The organism is Nonomuraea sp. NPDC049378 (assembly GCF_055586745.1).
Genome location: NZ_JBVJHP010000004.1, coordinates 119,196 through 134,915 on the forward strand (window position 1 = coordinate 119,196; position 15,720 = coordinate 134,915).

General features: G+C 71.4%; 17 protein-coding genes. 15 read left to right on the forward strand and 2 right to left on the reverse strand.

What is annotated here, in order from left to right; translation table 11 throughout:
• The first annotated feature begins 61 nt into the window (after positions 1 to 61).
• The 10 genes from ACZ6SA_RS10545 to tnpA all read left to right on the forward strand — a co-directional run bounded on the left by ACZ6SA_RS10545 (position 62) and on the right by tnpA (position 10,017).
• Positions 62 to 1,666 carry a PucR family transcriptional regulator ligand-binding domain-containing protein gene (locus tag ACZ6SA_RS10545; protein WP_465827518.1) on the forward strand — a complete coding sequence of 535 codons (1,605 nt, stop codon included), beginning with the start codon at positions 62 to 64 and terminating at the stop codon, positions 1,664 to 1,666.
• A gap of 11 nt (positions 1,667 to 1,677) precedes the next feature.
• Complete coding sequence (locus ACZ6SA_RS10550; RefSeq protein WP_220446781.1) at positions 1,678 to 1,881, forward strand: RNA-binding S4 domain-containing protein; 204 nt, start codon at positions 1,678 to 1,680, stop codon at positions 1,879 to 1,881.
• A gap of 227 nt (positions 1,882 to 2,108) precedes the next feature.
• A complete protein-coding gene (locus ACZ6SA_RS10555) occupies positions 2,109 to 3,521 on the forward strand; it encodes a uracil-xanthine permease family protein (RefSeq protein WP_465827520.1) in 1,413 nt (470 codons plus the stop codon).
• Positions 3,518 to 4,432, forward strand: coding sequence for an FAD binding domain-containing protein (locus tag ACZ6SA_RS10560; RefSeq protein ID WP_443151241.1), 915 nt, complete (start codon positions 3,518 to 3,520; stop codon positions 4,430 to 4,432). The genes ACZ6SA_RS10555 and ACZ6SA_RS10560 overlap by 4 nt, the downstream gene beginning before the upstream one ends.
• A complete protein-coding gene (locus tag ACZ6SA_RS10565; protein WP_347644308.1) occupies positions 4,422 to 5,009 on the forward strand; it encodes a (2Fe-2S)-binding protein in 588 nt (195 codons plus the stop codon). Before ACZ6SA_RS10560 ends, ACZ6SA_RS10565 begins: the two co-directional genes overlap by 11 nt.
• Complete coding sequence (cutA, locus tag ACZ6SA_RS10570) at positions 5,006 to 7,363, forward strand: aerobic carbon-monoxide dehydrogenase large subunit (protein WP_465827521.1); 2,358 nt, start codon at positions 5,006 to 5,008, stop codon at positions 7,361 to 7,363. Before ACZ6SA_RS10565 ends, cutA begins: the two co-directional genes overlap by 4 nt.
• Before the next feature lie 9 nt (positions 7,364 to 7,372).
• Complete coding sequence (locus tag ACZ6SA_RS10575; RefSeq protein ID WP_465827523.1) at positions 7,373 to 8,389, forward strand: leucine-rich repeat domain-containing protein; 1,017 nt, start codon at positions 7,373 to 7,375, stop codon at positions 8,387 to 8,389.
• A gap of 50 nt (positions 8,390 to 8,439) precedes the next feature.
• Positions 8,440 to 8,844: a hypothetical protein gene (locus ACZ6SA_RS10580; RefSeq protein WP_347644305.1), complete on the forward strand. Its 405-nt coding sequence runs from the start codon at positions 8,440 to 8,442 to the stop codon at positions 8,842 to 8,844.
• Positions 8,845 to 8,897: 53 nt separating this feature from the next.
• Positions 8,898 to 9,338: a hypothetical protein gene (locus ACZ6SA_RS10585; RefSeq protein ID WP_465827525.1), complete on the forward strand. Its 441-nt coding sequence runs from the start codon at positions 8,898 to 8,900 to the stop codon at positions 9,336 to 9,338.
• 196 nt (positions 9,339 to 9,534) lie between these two features.
• Complete coding sequence (gene tnpA, locus ACZ6SA_RS10590) at positions 9,535 to 10,017, forward strand: IS200/IS605 family transposase (protein ID WP_465827527.1); 483 nt, start codon at positions 9,535 to 9,537, stop codon at positions 10,015 to 10,017.
• Here the strand turns inward: tnpA and ACZ6SA_RS10595 are convergent.
• On the reverse strand, positions 10,014 to 10,160 hold the full coding sequence (locus ACZ6SA_RS10595; RefSeq protein WP_465827528.1) for a LacI family DNA-binding transcriptional regulator: 147 nt from the start codon (positions 10,158 to 10,160) through the stop codon (positions 10,014 to 10,016). The genes tnpA and ACZ6SA_RS10595 overlap by 4 nt on opposite strands.
• Before the next feature lie 128 nt (positions 10,161 to 10,288).
• Between ACZ6SA_RS10595 and ACZ6SA_RS10600 the strand changes: the two genes are divergently transcribed.
• The 5 genes from ACZ6SA_RS10600 to ACZ6SA_RS10620 are packed head-to-tail and all read left to right on the forward strand — an operon-like array spanning position 10,289 to position 14,866.
• Positions 10,289 to 11,518 (forward strand): amino acid ABC transporter substrate-binding protein, encoded by a 1,230-nt coding sequence (locus tag ACZ6SA_RS10600; protein WP_465827530.1) that lies wholly within the window; start codon positions 10,289 to 10,291, stop codon positions 11,516 to 11,518.
• Positions 11,515 to 12,393, forward strand: a complete 879-nt coding sequence (locus ACZ6SA_RS10605; protein WP_465827531.1) for a branched-chain amino acid ABC transporter permease — start codon at positions 11,515 to 11,517, stop codon at positions 12,391 to 12,393. The genes ACZ6SA_RS10600 and ACZ6SA_RS10605 overlap by 4 nt, the downstream gene beginning before the upstream one ends.
• Entirely contained in the window at positions 12,377 to 13,366 is a 990-nt protein-coding gene (locus ACZ6SA_RS10610) for a branched-chain amino acid ABC transporter permease (protein ID WP_347644298.1), read from the forward strand. The genes ACZ6SA_RS10605 and ACZ6SA_RS10610 overlap by 17 nt, the downstream gene beginning before the upstream one ends.
• Positions 13,363 to 14,094, forward strand: coding sequence for an ABC transporter ATP-binding protein (locus ACZ6SA_RS10615; protein ID WP_347644297.1), 732 nt, complete (start codon positions 13,363 to 13,365; stop codon positions 14,092 to 14,094). The genes ACZ6SA_RS10610 and ACZ6SA_RS10615 overlap by 4 nt, the downstream gene beginning before the upstream one ends.
• Positions 14,087 to 14,866 (forward strand): ABC transporter ATP-binding protein, encoded by a 780-nt coding sequence (locus ACZ6SA_RS10620; protein WP_347644296.1) that lies wholly within the window; start codon positions 14,087 to 14,089, stop codon positions 14,864 to 14,866. The genes ACZ6SA_RS10615 and ACZ6SA_RS10620 overlap by 8 nt, the downstream gene beginning before the upstream one ends.
• On the opposite strand, the gene cydB is transcribed toward ACZ6SA_RS10620, so the two are convergent.
• A complete protein-coding gene (gene cydB, locus ACZ6SA_RS10625) occupies positions 14,835 to 15,716 on the reverse strand; it encodes a cytochrome d ubiquinol oxidase subunit II (protein ID WP_347644295.1) in 882 nt (293 codons plus the stop codon). The two genes, ACZ6SA_RS10620 and cydB, sit on opposite strands and share 32 nt — an antisense overlap.
• Positions 15,717 to 15,720: the final 4 nt, after the last annotated feature.

A 15,720-nucleotide genomic window follows, 5' to 3' on the forward strand; every position in this document is an offset into this window, starting at 1 on the left:
AACAGTGAGCGGGAAGGTTGGCTCTTCCTGACAGACGGTTCCCGGGGTCACAATCACCTCTATGGAGCCCTCCGTCCGTCCGGCGAGCACCGGAACGATCACCCATGGCGTGTCCGTCGGAGAGGTGCTCGGCGTGTCCACCCTCGCCGACGCCAGGCTGATCGCGGGGGAGAGCGGGCTGGGCCGCATCGTGCAGCGGCTCAACGTCATGGAGGTGCCCGACATCCTGGCCTGGGTCAAGCCGCACGAGCTGCTGCTCACCACCGGCTACCCGCTGCGCAACACGCCGCAGTCGCTCGGCAGGCTGGTGGCCGACCTGGACGAGCGCGGGCTGTCCGCCCTGGCGATCAAGCTGGGCCGCTACGTCGACGAGCTGCCCGCCGAGATGGCCGAGCAGGCCGACCGGCTCGGCTTCCCGCTCATCCAGCTGCCGAACGACGTCGGCTTCGACGACATCCTCAACCAGGTGCTCACCGACATCCTCAACCGCCAGGCAGCCGTGCTCGCCCGCGCCGAGGAGGCGCACCGGGCGCTGGTGCAGGTGGTGCTGGCCGGAGGCGGGCTCAACGAGGTCACCGCCGAGGTGGCGCACCTGCTCGACGTGTCGGTGGCCGCGGTCGACGGTTCGGGCCGCGTGCTGGCCGCCGCGGGACCCGCGGGACACGTGACCGTCCTGTGCGAGTCGGTCACCCGCGAGGGGCCTCCGGCGGCCGGGGCCGACGGGGCACGCAAGCGGTCGTTCGCCTCGGTGCCGGTGCTGGCGGGAGGGCACCACCACGGCAGGATCGTCGCCTACAGCCCGTCCGCGGGCATCAGGGACAGCGACATCGGCATCCTCGAACGCGCCGCCACCGTCGCCGCGCTCGTCGTCACCCGCCAGGAGGCGGTCAACGCCGTCGAGAGCAAATACCGGGCCGACTTCCTGCGCGACGTGCTCACCGGACGGGCCGGCACGGTCGAGCGGGTCACGGCCAGGGCCAGGGCGTTCGGATGGGACCTGTCGCGGCCCGTCACCGTGCTGGTGGCCGAGCTCGACCCCGACGGCGACGAGCGCAGCGCCCAGGACCGGCTGATGGCCTGCTGGACGGCCGCGGTCAGGCGGCACGACCCGCAGGGGGCGGTGGCGGGGTTCTCGCACGAGGTGGTGGCCGTGGTCGACGCCTCCGCCGACGTCGCCAGGATGGCCAAGGACGCCGCCTGCGCCTTCCCCGACGCGCCGCCCGCGACGTTCTCGACCGGCACGTCCCGGCCGAGCCCGGGGGCGGAGACGCTGCCCGAGGCCTACGCGCAGGCGCTGAAGGCCGCCAGGGTCGGGCGGCAGCTGCACGGGCCCGGCGCGGTGGCCCACTTCGACCAGCTCGGTGTCTACCGGCTGCTGTCGCTGGTGAACGACACCGACGAGCTGCACGCGTTCGTCCGCGAGACGCTCGGGCCGCTGGCCACCGACGACGACGCCGAGAACGCCGACCTGCGGCGCACCCTCCAGGCCCTTCTGGAGACCAACCTGAACGTGGCGGAGACGGCCAGGCGGCTGCACTTCCACTACAACACGCTGCGCTACCGGATCGGGAAACTGGAGCGGCTGCTCGGCGGCTTCACCGACGACCCGCACCTGCGGCTCAACCTCACCCTCGCCCTGCACGTGCTGCGCATGCGCGGCATCTAGGCTTGGGGCCTGTGGACTTCGAACTGCGCTCCGACTTCATCCCGCTGTGCGACCTGCTGAAATACTGCGGCATCACGGAGACGGGCGGCATGGCCAAGCAACTCGTCGCCGAGGGCATGGTGCTCGTGGACGGCGAGGTCGAGCTGCGGAAGCGGGCCAAGATCCGGTCAGGCCAGGTGGTCAGCGGTGAGGGGTTCTCGATCCGGGTCGAATAGCCCGAAGGTTCACCTGAACTCACCGCTGGATCACCGGCACCACCGCCGTCCTCCGTGCTGGAACTGACGGAAGGCGCCCAACTGCGGAGAGCGAGAGCTTTTCTCTGGTTCCCGGCGTAGATTTGGCAGATCATGCCCGTGTAGGAGTGATCCGGCGGGCCTAATGTGCCCGCAACGGAAAAGCGTGTCGCCGGCCCAGCGCAACGCCCGGTACAAGAGGGGCTCTCATGGTTTTGGGATGGACCAAGCACGGTGACGGCAAGCATCTGGCCCAGGGAGAGGTGGTCAGGCCCGACGAGCGGCTGAGCTGGCCCCGGATGGTGGGGTTCGGGGCGCAGCACGTGATCGCCATGTTCGGTGCCACGTTCGTCTTCCCCCTGGTGATGGGGCTCGACCCGAACATCGCCGTGATGATGTCGGGGGTCTCGACGATCCTGTTCCTGCTGATCGTGAAGGGCAAGGTGCCGAGCTATCTCGGCACCAGCGCCTCCTTCGTCGGCGGCGTGTTCGCCATCAGGGCGGCGGCGGGAGGCGACACCGCGGGAGCGGACGCGATCGTGACCGGCGCCATCCTGGTCGCCGGCCTCGTGCTGGCGCTGGCCGGGCTGGCCATCCACTTCCTCGGCGTGCAGATCATCCACCGGGTCTTCCCGCCCGTGGTCACGGGCGCGGTGGTGATGCTGATCGGGTTCGGGCTGGCGTTCGTGGTGGCGGACACGTACTGGCCGCAGGACCACTGGGTCGCCCTCGTCACGATGCTGATCACGTTCGTGGTGATCGTGGCGTTCAAGGGGTTCATCGGGCGGATCGGCGTGCTCGTCGGGCTCGTCGCCGGGTTCGTCCTGTCCTGGGTGCTGGACGGGGTGGCCGGGCCGGTCACGTCGGTGCTGCCCGGCGCGAACCTGCGGGACGCCTCCGGGGCCGCCTGCCAGCCCGAGGGCCCGTACTGCGTGGCGACGGCGTTCCCGCACGACCGGGTGGACTTCGAGCCGGTGGCGCAGGCGGAATGGATCGGGTTGCCGGAGTTCCACGGGCCCGACTTCAAGACCTCCGCCGTGCTGCTCGTGCTGCCCGCGCTCATCGCGCTCATCGCCGAGAACATCGGCCACGTCAAGGCGGTCGGCGAGATGACGGGCACCGACGTCGACCCGTACGTGGGCCGCGCCGTGGCGGCCGACGGCCTCACCACCGCGCTCGCCAGCTCGGTCGGCGGCTCGCCCACCACGACGTACGCCGAGAACATCGGCGTCATGGCGGCCACCAAGGTCTACTCCACGGCCGCCTACTACATCGCCGGGGTCATCGCGATCCTGTTCGGCCTGTGCCCCAAGTTCGGCGCGCTGGTCGCGGCCACCCCCGGAGGCGTGCTCGGCGGCGTCACCGTGATCCTCTACGGCATGATCGGGCTGCTCGGCGCGAAGATCTGGATCGAGAACCGGGTGGATTTCGCCGATCCCGTGAACATGGTTCCGACCGGGGCGGGCATCATCCTGGCCATCGGACCTGTGCAGCACTTCATCGGGGGCGACTTCACCTTGGAGGGCATCGCGCTCGGCACCATCGTGGTGCTGGGCGGCTACCACTTGCTCAGGGCCATCGCCGGGCGCGGCCCCGGGCCGGCCGGGGGCGAGCCCGCGTGAAGCCGCCGCCGTTCGCGTACCACGCGCCCCGTGACGTCGGCGCGGCGCTGCGCACGCTCGCGCAGGTGCGCGGCAAGGTGCTGGCCGGCGGGCAGAGCCTGATCCCCCTGATGAACATGCGGCTGGCCGCACCCGAGCACCTCGTCGACATCAACCGGATCGGCTCCCTGTCCACGATCGACGCGACCCCGGCGGGTGTCAGGGTGGGCGCGCTGGTCAGGCACTCCGATGCCGAGCACGCGGGCGCGCACCCGCTGCTCACGCGGGCGCTGAAGCTGGTCGCCCACCCGGCGATCCGCAACCGGGGCACGGTGGTGGGCAGCCTCGTGCACGCCGACCCGGCCGCCGAGCTGCCGGCCGTGCTGGCGGTGCTGGACGGCACGATCCGGCTGGCCCGCTGGGAGGGTCGGGCCGTGGAGCGGGAGGTGCCGGCGCGGGAGTTCTTCGTCGGACCTCTGGAGTCGGCGGTCCGGCCGGGCGAGCTGGCCGTGTCGGCGTACTTCCCCGCGCTGGGCCCGGGCACCGGCACCGCCTTCGAGGAGGTGGCCCGCAGGCACGGCGACTACGCGCTGGCCGGGGTCTGCGCCGTGGTCACGGTGGACGGCGACGCGCGCGTCACCGCCGCCAGGGTCGCCTGCGTCGGCGTCGGGCCCGTGCCCGTCGTCGTGGACGTGACCGGGGCATGCGGGGGAGCGGATGTGACCGGGGCGTTCGGGGAAGTGGACATGACGGGAGCGTCCGGGGGCGCGGCCGGCGGCTGGGCGGAGGCGGCGCGGGCCGTGCAGGAGGAGACCGAGCCGGAGAGCGACGTGCACGCCTCGGCCGCCTACCGGCGGCACCTGGTGGGCGTGCTCGCCGAGCGGGCGCTGCGGAGCGCGGCCGGGGAAGGGGCGGCAGCCCGTGGAGCATGAGATCACGCTCGTCGTGAACGGCGCGACCAGGCGGGTGAAGGTGCCCGCCCGCCGGTTGTTGTCCGACTGCCTGCGCCACGACCTCGGCCTGACCGGCACCCACGTGGGCTGCGAGCACGGCGTCTGCGGCTGCTGCACGGTGCTGCTCGACGGCCGGCCGGTGCGCTCGTGCCTCACGTTCGCGGTCACGGTCGACGGGCAGGAGATCACCACCGTAGAAGGCCTGGCACGCGAGGGAGCGCCGTCGCCTGGACTGAGGAGCGCAGGGAGCGCAGCGACCGGAGCGACGAGGGAAGGCGGCGGATTTGAGCGACCGAGCCGCCTCCACGAAGTGGAGGCAGTGAACACAGCGCTGTCGCCGGTGCAGCGGGCGTTCGCCGAGTGCCACGGCCTGCAGTGCGGGTTCTGCACGCCGGGATTCCTGTGTACGGTCACCGCGTTCCTCAGGGACAATCCGGCGCCGTCGGACGACGAGATCGTCGAGGGCGTCTCGGGCAACCTGTGCCGGTGCACCGGCTACCAGAACATCGTCAAGGCCGTACACCGGGCCGCCGAACTGCTGGCGGAGGAGACATGACGACGAGGTTGTTCGGGGAGCCCGTGCAGCGGCGCGAGGACCCCAGGCTGCTCACCGGGCAGGGGCGCTACCTCGACGACCTCGGCCCCGACGCGCTCGCCGCCGCCTTCGTCCGCTCGCCGCACGCCCACGCCCGCATCCGCGACATCGACGTGACGGGCGCACTCGACGTGCCGGGGCTCGTCGCGATCCACACCTGGGAGGACCTGCCCGAGCGGGTGGGCAGGGCGCTCCCGCTGCTGATCCCGCATCCCGCGCTCACCCACGGCCGCACCGCCTACCCGCTGGCCCGGGACGTGGTCAGGCACGTCGGCGAGCCGGTCGTCATGGTCGTGGCGAGCGACAGGTATGCCGCCGAGGACGCCTGCGCGCTCATCGAGGTGGACTACGAGCCGCTCAAGGCGGTGGTCGGCCTGGAGGAGGCCGTGCAGGGGGCCGCGCTCGTGCACGAGGACGTGCCCGGCAACGTCGGCGCCCACCTCGTGCAGGAGGTCGCGGCGGCCGACGGCCGCGGCGCCGGTGAGGTGATCGAGGCCGCGCCGCACACGCTCTCCTTCCGGCTCGACATCGAGCGCAGCGCCAGCATGCCCCTGGAGGGACGCGGCGTCTACGCCCGCTGGGACGGCAGGGACCTGCGCGTCTACTCCAGCACCCAGACCTCCACCAGCGTCCGCATGGCCGTCGCCGCCACGCTCGGCCTGCCGCTGCCGCACGTCGAGGTGATCGCGCCGGACGTCGGCGGCGGCTTCGGCGTGAAGATCGTGCACCCGTGGCCCGAGGAGATCCTCGTGCCGTGGGCCGCCATGACGCTCGGGCGCGAGGTCAAGTGGGCCGAGGACCGCAGGGAACACTTCATCTCCTCCGCCCACGAGCGCGCGCAGATCCAGCACGTGCGGGTCGGCTTCGACGGCGACGGCCGCGTCCTGGGGCTGGACGTGACGATCCGGCACGACCACGGCGCCTACACGCCCTACGGGATCATCGTGCCGATCGTGACGTCCACCCAGTTGCCGGGGCCGTACAAGATCGGGGCCTACCGCGTCGAGTTCGCCTCCGTCTACACCAACACCGTGCAGGTCACCCCCTACCGGGGGGCGGGCAGGCCGCAGGCCGTGTTCTGCATGGAGCGCACCATGGACAAGATCGCCCGCCATCTGGGCAAGGACCGCACGGAGGTGCGGGCGGTCAACTTCATCGGGCCGGAGGAGTTCCCGTACGACCAGGGCATGACCTTCCAGGACGGCCGCCCGCTGATCTACGACAGCGGGAACTACCCGGAGATGCTCCGCATGATCAAGGAGCTGATCGGCTGGGACGAGCACGAGAGGCGTCCCGGGCGCGGCATCGGCATCGGCTGCTACGTCGAGGGCACCGGCGTCGGCCCCTACGAGGGCGGGCACGTGCAGGTCACCTCCGACGGCCGGGTGCACGTCTCCACCGGGCTCACCTCGCAGGGCCAGGGGCACGAGACGGTGTTCGCCCAGATCGCCGCCACCGAGCTGGGCGTGCCGATCGAGCGGGTCAGCGTGGTCACCGGCGACACCAGAAGGTTCGGCTACGCGGTCGGCACGTTCGCCTCGCGCGCGGCCGTCATGAGCGGCAACGCCATCGCGCTGGCCTGCAGGAAAGTACGCGAGAAGGCGCTGCGCATCGCGGCCGACGCGCTGGAGGCCGACCCGGCGGACCTGGCGATCGACGACGGCATGGTGCATGTGGCGGGATCCCCGTCGGCGTCGATCCCGCTGTCCACGGTGGCCGTGCTGGCCAACCCGCTGAGGTACGCCTTCGACGACGAGGCGGCCAAGGCGACCCAGTTCTCCGGTGCGGCCTCCCCTGACCGGCCGCCGGTCGCGGAGGGGGAGGAGCCCGGTCTGGAGGGGCGCGACTACTACTCGCCGATCAGATCCACGTTCGCGTCGGGCATGCACGCCGCCATCGTCGAGACCGACCCCGACACCGCCGAGATCAAGGTGGTGCGCTACGCCGTCGTGCACGACTGCGGGCGGCTGATCAACCCCGTGATCGTCGAAGGGCAGATCCACGGCGGGGTGGCGCAGGGCATCGGCGGGGCGCTCTACGAGCGCATGGTGTACGACTCGCACGGCCAGCTGGTGAACGCCTCCTTCATGGACTTCCTCATGCCGTACGCCACCGAGATCCCGCGCGTCGAGACCGCCCACCTGGAGACGCCCTCGCCGCTGAACCCCCTCGGCATCAAGGGCGCGGGCGAGGCCGGCGTGATCCCCGTCTCCGCGGTCATCGCCTCGGCCGTGGAGGACGCCGAGGGCATCGACGTCGACCGTATGCCCATCTCCCCGTCCGAGCTCTTCGAGCTCCGCTCCGCCGTGGGATGATCCGGTCTCGTGCCGGATCTGCGTGCCCCCGGAGCGGGCCTGACCTCCTTCCCTGACGTTCCCGACGGCGTCCGCCTGATCGACCTGGCCTGGAACGCGATCACCGAGGTGCCCGGGTGGGTGGCCGGGCTCGGCTCGCTGGAGGAGCTCAGGCTCGACGGCAACCGCCTGCGCGCCCTGCCCGACCTGTCGGGGCTGGCCGCGCTGCGCGCGCTGCACCTGGACGGCAACGCGCTGACGGCCGTCCCGGCCTGCCCGCCGGGCCTCGAGTCGTTCTCCCTGTACGGCAACCGCGTCCGCGCGCTGCCCGAGCGGCTCGGCAGGCGGCTGCGGCACCTGGCGGCGGGCAGGAACGCGTTGACCGAGGTGCCGGCCTCGTTGTGGGAGCTGACCCGGCTGGAGTCGCTCAACCTGGCCGAGAACGAGCTGACCGAAGTTCCCGCGGCCGTCGGCGGGCTGGCCCGGCTGCGCATGCTCGACCTCGGGCACAACCGGCTCACCTCCGTCCCGCCAGAGCTCGGCGACCTGGCGCTCACCGACTACCTCTACCTGAGCGACAATCTGTTCACCGAGGTGCCCGCGGCGCTCGGGCGGCTCGACCGTCTCGCCTACCTCAACCTGACCGCCAACCGGCTCACCCGCCTGCCGGAGGCGCTGGGACGGATGGCCGCGCTGGTGGAGCTGCGGCTCTACGACAATCGCCTGGAGTCGCTGCCCGAGACGGTCGGCGGGCTGACCCGGCTGCGTGAGCTGCACCTCCAGGGCAACCGGCTGACCCGGTTGCCCGCCGCCATCGCCGAGTTGGAGGAGTTGCGCGTGCTCGACCTGCGCGACAACCTGCTCGGCGCGTTGCCCGACGCGTTGCCGTCCGGTCTCAGGCATCTCGACCTGCGCAACAACCGGCTGCGCGAGCTGCCGGACCGGCTGCCCCCGCTGGACAAGCTCGACCTGCGGTGGAACAAGCTCGACGGCGAGCCGGAGGTGCTGCGCCGGCTCGCCGCGCGCGGGTGCGTGATTCTGCGCTGAACCGAGGCGCCGGGTCCTGCGTACCTCCGCACATGACGACTTTTCCACGCTTGGCCGCTTTCGCGCTGCTGGCCGGGCTGGTCGCCGGATGCTCCTCAGAGGGCTGGAGCGACTACGTCGCAGCAGGCGCGAGCGGGCAGCCCGCGGCCCCGCTGACCGTCGAGCAACTCTCCGAGAAGGTCGGCTGCAAGCCGAAGATGCAGGTCGAAGGAGACGACCTGCGCACCGGGTTCTGCAAGACCTCCGACGGCAGGTTCTTCGTCAACACGTTCAGGACCGAGGCGCTCAAGGACGCGTGGATGGATCAGGCGCCCGAGTACAACCCCCACCTCGTCGGCCCCCGCTGGACCGTCCTGGGCCCGCTCGAGGTGCTGGAGTCGATCCAGGAGCGGCTCGACGGAGACCTGCACCTGACCGACCACCGGGTCTCGCAGACGCCCACGCCGGCCACCTGACCGCGCCGGCCCCGTCGTGCTGACCCGTCGTGCTGACCCGTGGAGCTGATCCCGTGGAACGCGTACCTCTGCACATGACGGCTCCTCGGAGCCTCGCCGCGCTCGCGCTTCTGGCAGGGCTGGTCGCGGCCTGCTCCGCGGGCGATGGGAGCGGCGGCTACCTCGCGGCCGGCGCGCGGGCCGGGGCCGCCCTCCTCACCGTCGAGCAACTGTCCGCCAGGGTCGGGTGCGAGCCGCGCCTGCGGGCCGGCGGCGCCGGCGTCCGCTCAGGACACTGCACCACCCCTGACGGCGAGTTCGTCGTGACGACGTTCACCACGCGGGCGGGCAAGGACGCCTGGATGGGCGCCGCCCCCGCGGGCACGCCGCACCTCGCGGGCGACCTGTGGACCGTCACGTCCAGCCGCAAGGTGCTCGACCTGCTGGGCGAGCGGCTCGGCGGCGAGCTGCACATGACGGACCCCGGGAGCGGCGCGATGCGGGTCGTCGAATAGTCCCGCTCACAGGCAGTTCCCTACCCGGGCCCGGCCAGGACGAGCAGGGTCACGCGGTGTGCGCGCAACGCGCGGATCCTGGCCAGCTCGGCCCGCGGGTCGCGCTGATCCTGGCTGATCAGCGCCAGGTAGCCGCGGCGCTTCGTCTCGTGCAGGAGGCCCTGGCGATCTCTCCGGAACAGGGGTCGCCGACCTCGTGGACGCCTGCCCGCCGGTCAAGGCCCGCGCCCCGGCCCTTCCTTTCAGCGATATCAGAACGGGCCTCCACTGTGTTTGCGCCCTGCACGCTCATTTGCTTCTCGTGACGAAATTCCGGTTCACCGGCGCTCATCTGATTCCCCTGGAAGAGATCATGAGATCGGTCTGCACCGACTTCGACACTGATCTGGCCGAGTTCAACGGTGAGAACAACCACGTCCACCTGCTCGTGAAATTCCCACCCAAGATCGCCCTCTCGAAACTGGTCAACTCCCTCAAAGGGGTCTCCTCCGGGCGGATGCGCCAGCAATTCCCCGAACTCGCCGCCCACTATTACCAGGCGAACAAGCTCTGGTCCGGCTCCTCCTTCGCCGGATCGGTGGGCGGTGCTCCGATCAGCGTCCTGCGCCATTACATCGAGCAGCAGAACCGGCTGTTCTTGCCCAGCTGCGCGGACTGGCCGGCTTCACCTCCGGTCTAAAAGCCGGAGCACTGCCGACGCTTCTGGTAGCCGATCCGCGAGGTGACCGCCTGGACGTGGGTGGCGGGCTTGGCGCTCACTCCAGAACTGCCCGTCGTGGCGTGGGAGGCCGTCGCCGGCGACACCCCCGCGGCCCTGGCCACGTCGACGCGCGTAAGGTCGCTCTGGCATGCGGACGACCCCCTTGTCCGGAGCTGGATCCCGTGTGATCGTGACCGAAAGCGCTTACGAAAGCGCTTTCGCGGCGCCTCTCCTGACGGGAGTCTCCTCGATGGCAAGACTTTCCAGCGGCCTAGTGATCATCTCGATGTGCGGTCTGGCGCTGACCGCCTGTGCGAAGACCGACGAACCCGGCGCCGCCCCGTCACCCGGTCAACGGCAGGGGCCGGTCAAGATCGGCATCTCGCTCCCGCTCACCGGCGACTTCTCCGAGCCGGGCAAGGGCATCCAGGAGGGTTACCAGGTCTGGGCGGACCGGGTGAACGCCAAGGGCGGCCTGCTGGGCAGGAAGGTCGAGCTGATCTTCCGCGACGACGCCTCCGACCCCAACAGGGTCAGCTCCGACTACGAGTCCCTCATCACGCAGGACAAGGTGGACCTGGTGTTCGGGCCGTTCTCCTCGCGGCTGGTGATCCCCGCGGCGAAGGTCGCCGAGTCGTACGGCATGGTGTTCGTGGAGCCGGCCGGGGCCGCGAAGGAGGTCTTCGAGCAGGGCTTCGAGCGGCTCTTCTACGCGGCCCCCGCGATCGCCGACGACCACTACGACTACCTGGCCGACTACCTCATCAAGCTGCCGGCCGACCAGCGGCCCAGGACGGCGGCGTACGCGAGCCTGGACGACCCGTTCGCCCAGGGCACCGCGTACGGGCTGCGCGACAGGCTGGCCGCGGCCGGGATCAGGACGGTCGTGGACGAGGTCTACCCGCCGGAGACCACCGACTTCTCGCCCATCGCCGCCAAGATCGCCGCGGCGAAGCCGGATCTGGTCGTCGGGGGCACGCAGTTCGAGGACTCCGTGGGCCTGGTGCGCGCGCTGCAGGAGCTGAAGGTGCAGCCCAAGCTGGCGGCGTTCTCGACGGGGCCGACGCTGGCCGAGTTCCCCGCCGCGGTGAAGGGGGCGGCCGAGCACATCGTCTCGCCCGTCGGGTGGTCGGCCGCCTCGACGTTCACCGGCAACGAGGAGATGGTCAGGCGGTACAAGGAGATGTTCGGCGGCGCGGCCAACGAGGACGCGGCCAACGGCTACACGGTCGGCCAGATCATCGAGGCCGCCGTGAACGCGGCCCGGTGCGCCGACCCGAGCAAGGAGTGCCAGGACAAGCTGACCGAGCACATCAGGCAGGGCACGTTCGACACCGTCGTGGGCCCGCTGTCCTTCGACGACAAGGGCCGGCCCGAGCAGGCGCACATGATCCAGCAGTACGTGAACGGCAAGATCGAGATCGTGCTTCCCGAGCAGGCGAAGACCGCCGACCTCGTCTACCCGAAGCAGGAATGGTGAGCCTGCTCCTGCAAGGGCTGGCCCTGGGCGTGCTGACGGGCGGGCTCTACGCGCTGCTCGCCTCCGGCCTGTCGCTGTACTTCGGCGTGATGCGGGTGGTCATGGTGGCCCACCCGGCGTTCCTGTTCCTGGCCGCCTACCTGACGTACACGGTGCACACGGCGCTCGGGGTGGACCCGTTCCTGGCGTTGCCGGTCACCGTGCCGGTCTTCTTCCTGCTGGGCGTGGCGGTGCAGCGGCTGCTCGTCGCGCGGCTGGCGCCGGAGAACGTGGCGATGATGTCGGTGCTGCTGACGTTCGGGCTCGCGCTGACGATCGAGGGGCTGCTCGGGACGTTCTACACGGGCTCCTACAAGTCGGTCAGCATGGAGTACGCGACCAGGTCGCTGACCATCGGCGGCGTGCACCTCCCGTACGACAAGATCATCGCCTTCGCGGTCGCCGCGCTCACCCTCGGCGTGCTCTTCGCCGTGCTGGTCAGGAGCAGGTTCGGGCAGGCGCTGCGGGCCACCATCCAGCACCGGGAGGCGGCCAGGCTGGTCGGGATCCCGACCGAGCGGGTCGCCGGCTACGGCTTCGGCCTCGGCCTGGCCACGGCGGCCGTCGGCGGCACCGTGCTGGCCCTGATCACGCCGTTCTTCCCCGCCTCCCACTGGGTGTGGATCGGCAAGCTGATGGCGATCATCGTGGTCGGCGGGCTCGGCAGCGTGGCCGGCGCGGCGCTGGCGGCCGTCCTGCTCGGCGTCGTCGAGGGCATCGTGCTCGTCACCGTGGACGCCACCTGGGCGACGATGATGTTCTACGTCTTCCTCTTCCTGACCCTGCTCGCCCGCCCGCAGGGGTTCTTCGGAGGCCGCCTTGCGCACCGCTTCTAGAGGCCTCCCGCTGCTGGTCGCCGCCCTGGCGATCGCCTACCCCTGGCTGGTGCCCAACTACTACCTCGTGTACGCGGGCGCGCTGACCGTCATGTACGCCGCCATGGCCACCTCCTGGAACCTCCTGGGCGGTTTCACCGGCTACGTCTCGCTCGGCCACTCGGCCTTCTTCGGGCTCGGCGCGTACGGCACCGGGCTGCTCGTGACCCGGCTGGACGTGCCGTGGGCGCTGGCCCTGCCGGTCTCGGCGCTGCTGGTCACCGTGTTCGCCGTGGGCGTCGGCGTCGCGGCCGTACGGGTGCGGGGCGCGTCGTTCGTGATCGTGTCGATCGCGCTCGTGTCGATGATGAACCTCGTCGTGCAGGGCTGGCGCTCGCTGACCGGCGGCTCCACCGGCCTGCAGGTGCCCTCGCCGTTCCCCGGCCTGCACCGGGGACAGACGCACATGGTCTTCTTCTACCTGTTCCTCGTGCTGCTCGGGCTCGCGCTGCTGTCCTGGTGGTACGTCTCCCGCTCCCGCTTCGGCGCCGGCCTGCGGGCGATCAGGGAGGACGAGGACAAGGCCGAGTCGCTCGGCGTGCCGACGGCGGCGTACAAGGTGGCGGCCTTCGCCCTGTCGGCCCTGTTCGTGGCGCTGGCCGGCGGCCTGTACGCGCTGTGGTTCGGCAGCCTCGACCCGATCTTCATGTTCTCCATCCTGATCGGCTCGTACATGGTGCTCATGAGCCTGCTCGGCGGGGTCCGGCACGTGTTCGGCCCGCTGCTCGGCGCGCTCATCGTGGCGCCCGCCGGCGAGTACTTCCTGATCGCGCTCGGCGAGACGCAGGTCCACCTGGCCGCGACGGGTGTGCTGCTCGTCCTGGTCGTGCTGTTCATGCCGGAGGGCATCCTGTCGAGGCTCACCAGGACAGGCCCGGGGCCGTCCATCCCGGAGGAGAGCGCCGGGCAGCGGCTGGAGGGGGCGGCCCGATGACCTCGCTGCGCACGGAAGGCCTCACGAAGGCGTTCGGCGGCGTGCCCGCGGTGCACGGCGCCACCGTCGAGCTGCGCGAAGGGCAGGTCAACGGCCTCATCGGGCCCAACGGCTCGGGCAAGACCACGTTCTTCAACCTGATCACCGGCATGATCAGGCCCGACTCGGGGCGGGTGCTCTATCGCGAGCGCGACATCACCCGCCACGCGCCGCACCGGATCGCGCACGCGGGCATCGGCCGCACCTTCCAGCTCTGCCGGGTCTTCCCGCGCCTGACCGTGCTGGAGAACATGCTGGTCGCCGTCCGCCGTACCCGCCTGCGGGAGCTGCTGGCCGGCCTGCACGACAAGGGCGAGGCCGAGCGCGCACGCCGCTGGCTGCACCGCATGGGCATCGAGCACCTGGAGCACGCCGAGGCCCGTGACCTGTCCTACGGCCAGCAGAAGCTGCTCGAACTCGCCGCCGTGCTCATGGCCGAGCCGGACCTGGTGCTGCTCGACGAGCCCGCCGGCGGCGTCAACCCGGCGCTGATCGACCGCATCGTCACCCTCGTACGCGAGCTGAACGCCGAGGGGCGCACCTTCCTCGTCGTGGAGCACAACATGGACATGGTGATGGGCATGTGCGACCACGTGATCGTCTTCGACCGCGGCGCGCCCATCGCCGCCGGGCCTCCCTCGGCGATCAGGGACGACCCTCGCGTGCTGGAGGCGTATCTCGGTGTCTGAGGTCCTGCTGTCGCTGGAGAACGTCGTGGCCGGGTACGGCAGGGCGGCGCCGGTGCTGCGCGGCCTGTCCGTCACCGTGCGCTCCGGCGAGGTCGTCTGCCTCGTCGGCCCCAACGGCGCGGGCAAGTCCACCGTGCTCAAGGTCGCCAGCGGCCTGCTCGCACCCAGGTCGGGCCGGGTGCTGCTGGCGGGGGAGGACGTGGCGGGCCTGTCGCCGCAGCGGCTGCTCGGCCGCGGGCTGGCCCACGTGCCGCAGGGGCACAGCGTGTTCCGGGAGATGACGGTGGCGGAGAACGTGCGGCTCGGCGGCTACACCGTCCGCGACCAGGCCGTGCTGAACGCGAGGATCGAGGCGGTCAAGGAGTTGTTCCCCGTCGTGGCCGAGCGGTGGGGGAGCGTGGCCGGGCTGCTGTCGGGCGGCCAGCAGAAACAGGTCGAGTTCGCCCGCGCCCTCATGCTGGAGCCGGCCGTGGTGCTGCTCGACGAGCCGTCGATGGGGCTCGACCCGCGCAACACGCAGGTCGTGTTCGACCAGATCGACCTCATGCGCGGGGCCGGTGTGGCGGTGCTGCTGGTGGAGCAGAACGCGCGCAGGGCGCTGGAGACGGCCGACGTCGGCTGCGTGCTCGACCTCGGCCAGGTGCACATCTCCGGCCCGGCGCGCGAGCTGGCGGCCGACCCGCGGCTCGGCCGCCTCTACCTCGGCGGAGCGCCGTCTGACCACACGGCCGGGGACGCGGCTACGCCGCGCCCACCCGGACCCGCTTCCTGAACACCCAGTACGTCCACCCCTGGTAGACCAGCACGAACGGCAGCGTGAGCAGCCCGATCCAGCTCAGCATCGTCAGCGTGTAGGGGCCGGAGGCGGCCTCGGCCAGCGTCAGCCCGGGCAGCGGCCGCGCGTGCAGCTCCACGAAGACGGCCAGCGTGGTCAGCATGATGGCGCCCGCCGTGGCCGCGAACGCCCAGCCCTCCCTGCGGCGCCAGATCAGCGCCGTGGCCGCGGCCAGCGCCGCCATGGCGGCCAGCGCGGGCGGCGTGCCCAGGCCCGACAGGGCGAACACGGCCACGGGGACGGCCACGGCGCTGGCGGCCATCGCCGCGACCCGGGCGCGGCGGCGTACCGGGCCGGTGGTCTTCAGCGCCAGGAAGACGGCGCCGTGCAGGACGCACACCGCCAGCGTGAACGCGCCGCCGAGCAGCGCGGCGAGCGGGCGGCCGAACAGCAGGCCGGCGAAGATCGCGCCCCAGAGGAACGCCGGGAGCGCGCTGCCCGCCACGATGCCCGCGTCGCACCAGCGCGGGGAGGCGACCTTGCCGCGCCACTCCAGGCCGACCCCGCGCACGATCAGCCCGACCAGGACGAGCGCGACCGGCAGGTAGAAGGAGCTGAACATGCCCGCGTACCAGGCGGGGAACGCGGCGAACATGGCGCCGACCGCGGTGATCAGCCACACCTCGTTGCCGTCCCACACCGGGCCGATGGTCCGCAGGCTCTGGCGCCGCTCCTCGGCGTTCCCGCTCACGAGCGGCGCCAGCATCCCGACGCCGAAGTCGAAGCCCTCCAGCACGAAGTAGCCGGTCCACAGGAAGGCGATGATGACGAACCACAGATCGATCACTGTC

Excerpts from the sequence above, each read along its gene's own strand:
- ACZ6SA_RS10545 (WP_465827518.1), top strand. The coding sequence starts at position 62 with ATGGAGCCCTCCGTCCGTCCGGCGAGCACCGGAACGATCACCCATGGC.
- ACZ6SA_RS10555 (WP_465827520.1), top strand. The coding sequence starts at position 2,109 with ATGGTTTTGGGATGGACCAAGCACGGTGACGGCAAGCATCTGGCCCAG.
- cutA (WP_465827521.1), top strand. The coding sequence starts at position 5,006 with ATGACGACGAGGTTGTTCGGGGAGCCCGTGCAGCGGCGCGAGGACCCC.
- ACZ6SA_RS10600 (WP_465827530.1), top strand. The coding sequence starts at position 10,289 with ATGGCAAGACTTTCCAGCGGCCTAGTGATCATCTCGATGTGCGGTCTG.
- ACZ6SA_RS10615 (WP_347644297.1), top strand. The coding sequence starts at position 13,363 with ATGACCTCGCTGCGCACGGAAGGCCTCACGAAGGCGTTCGGCGGCGTG.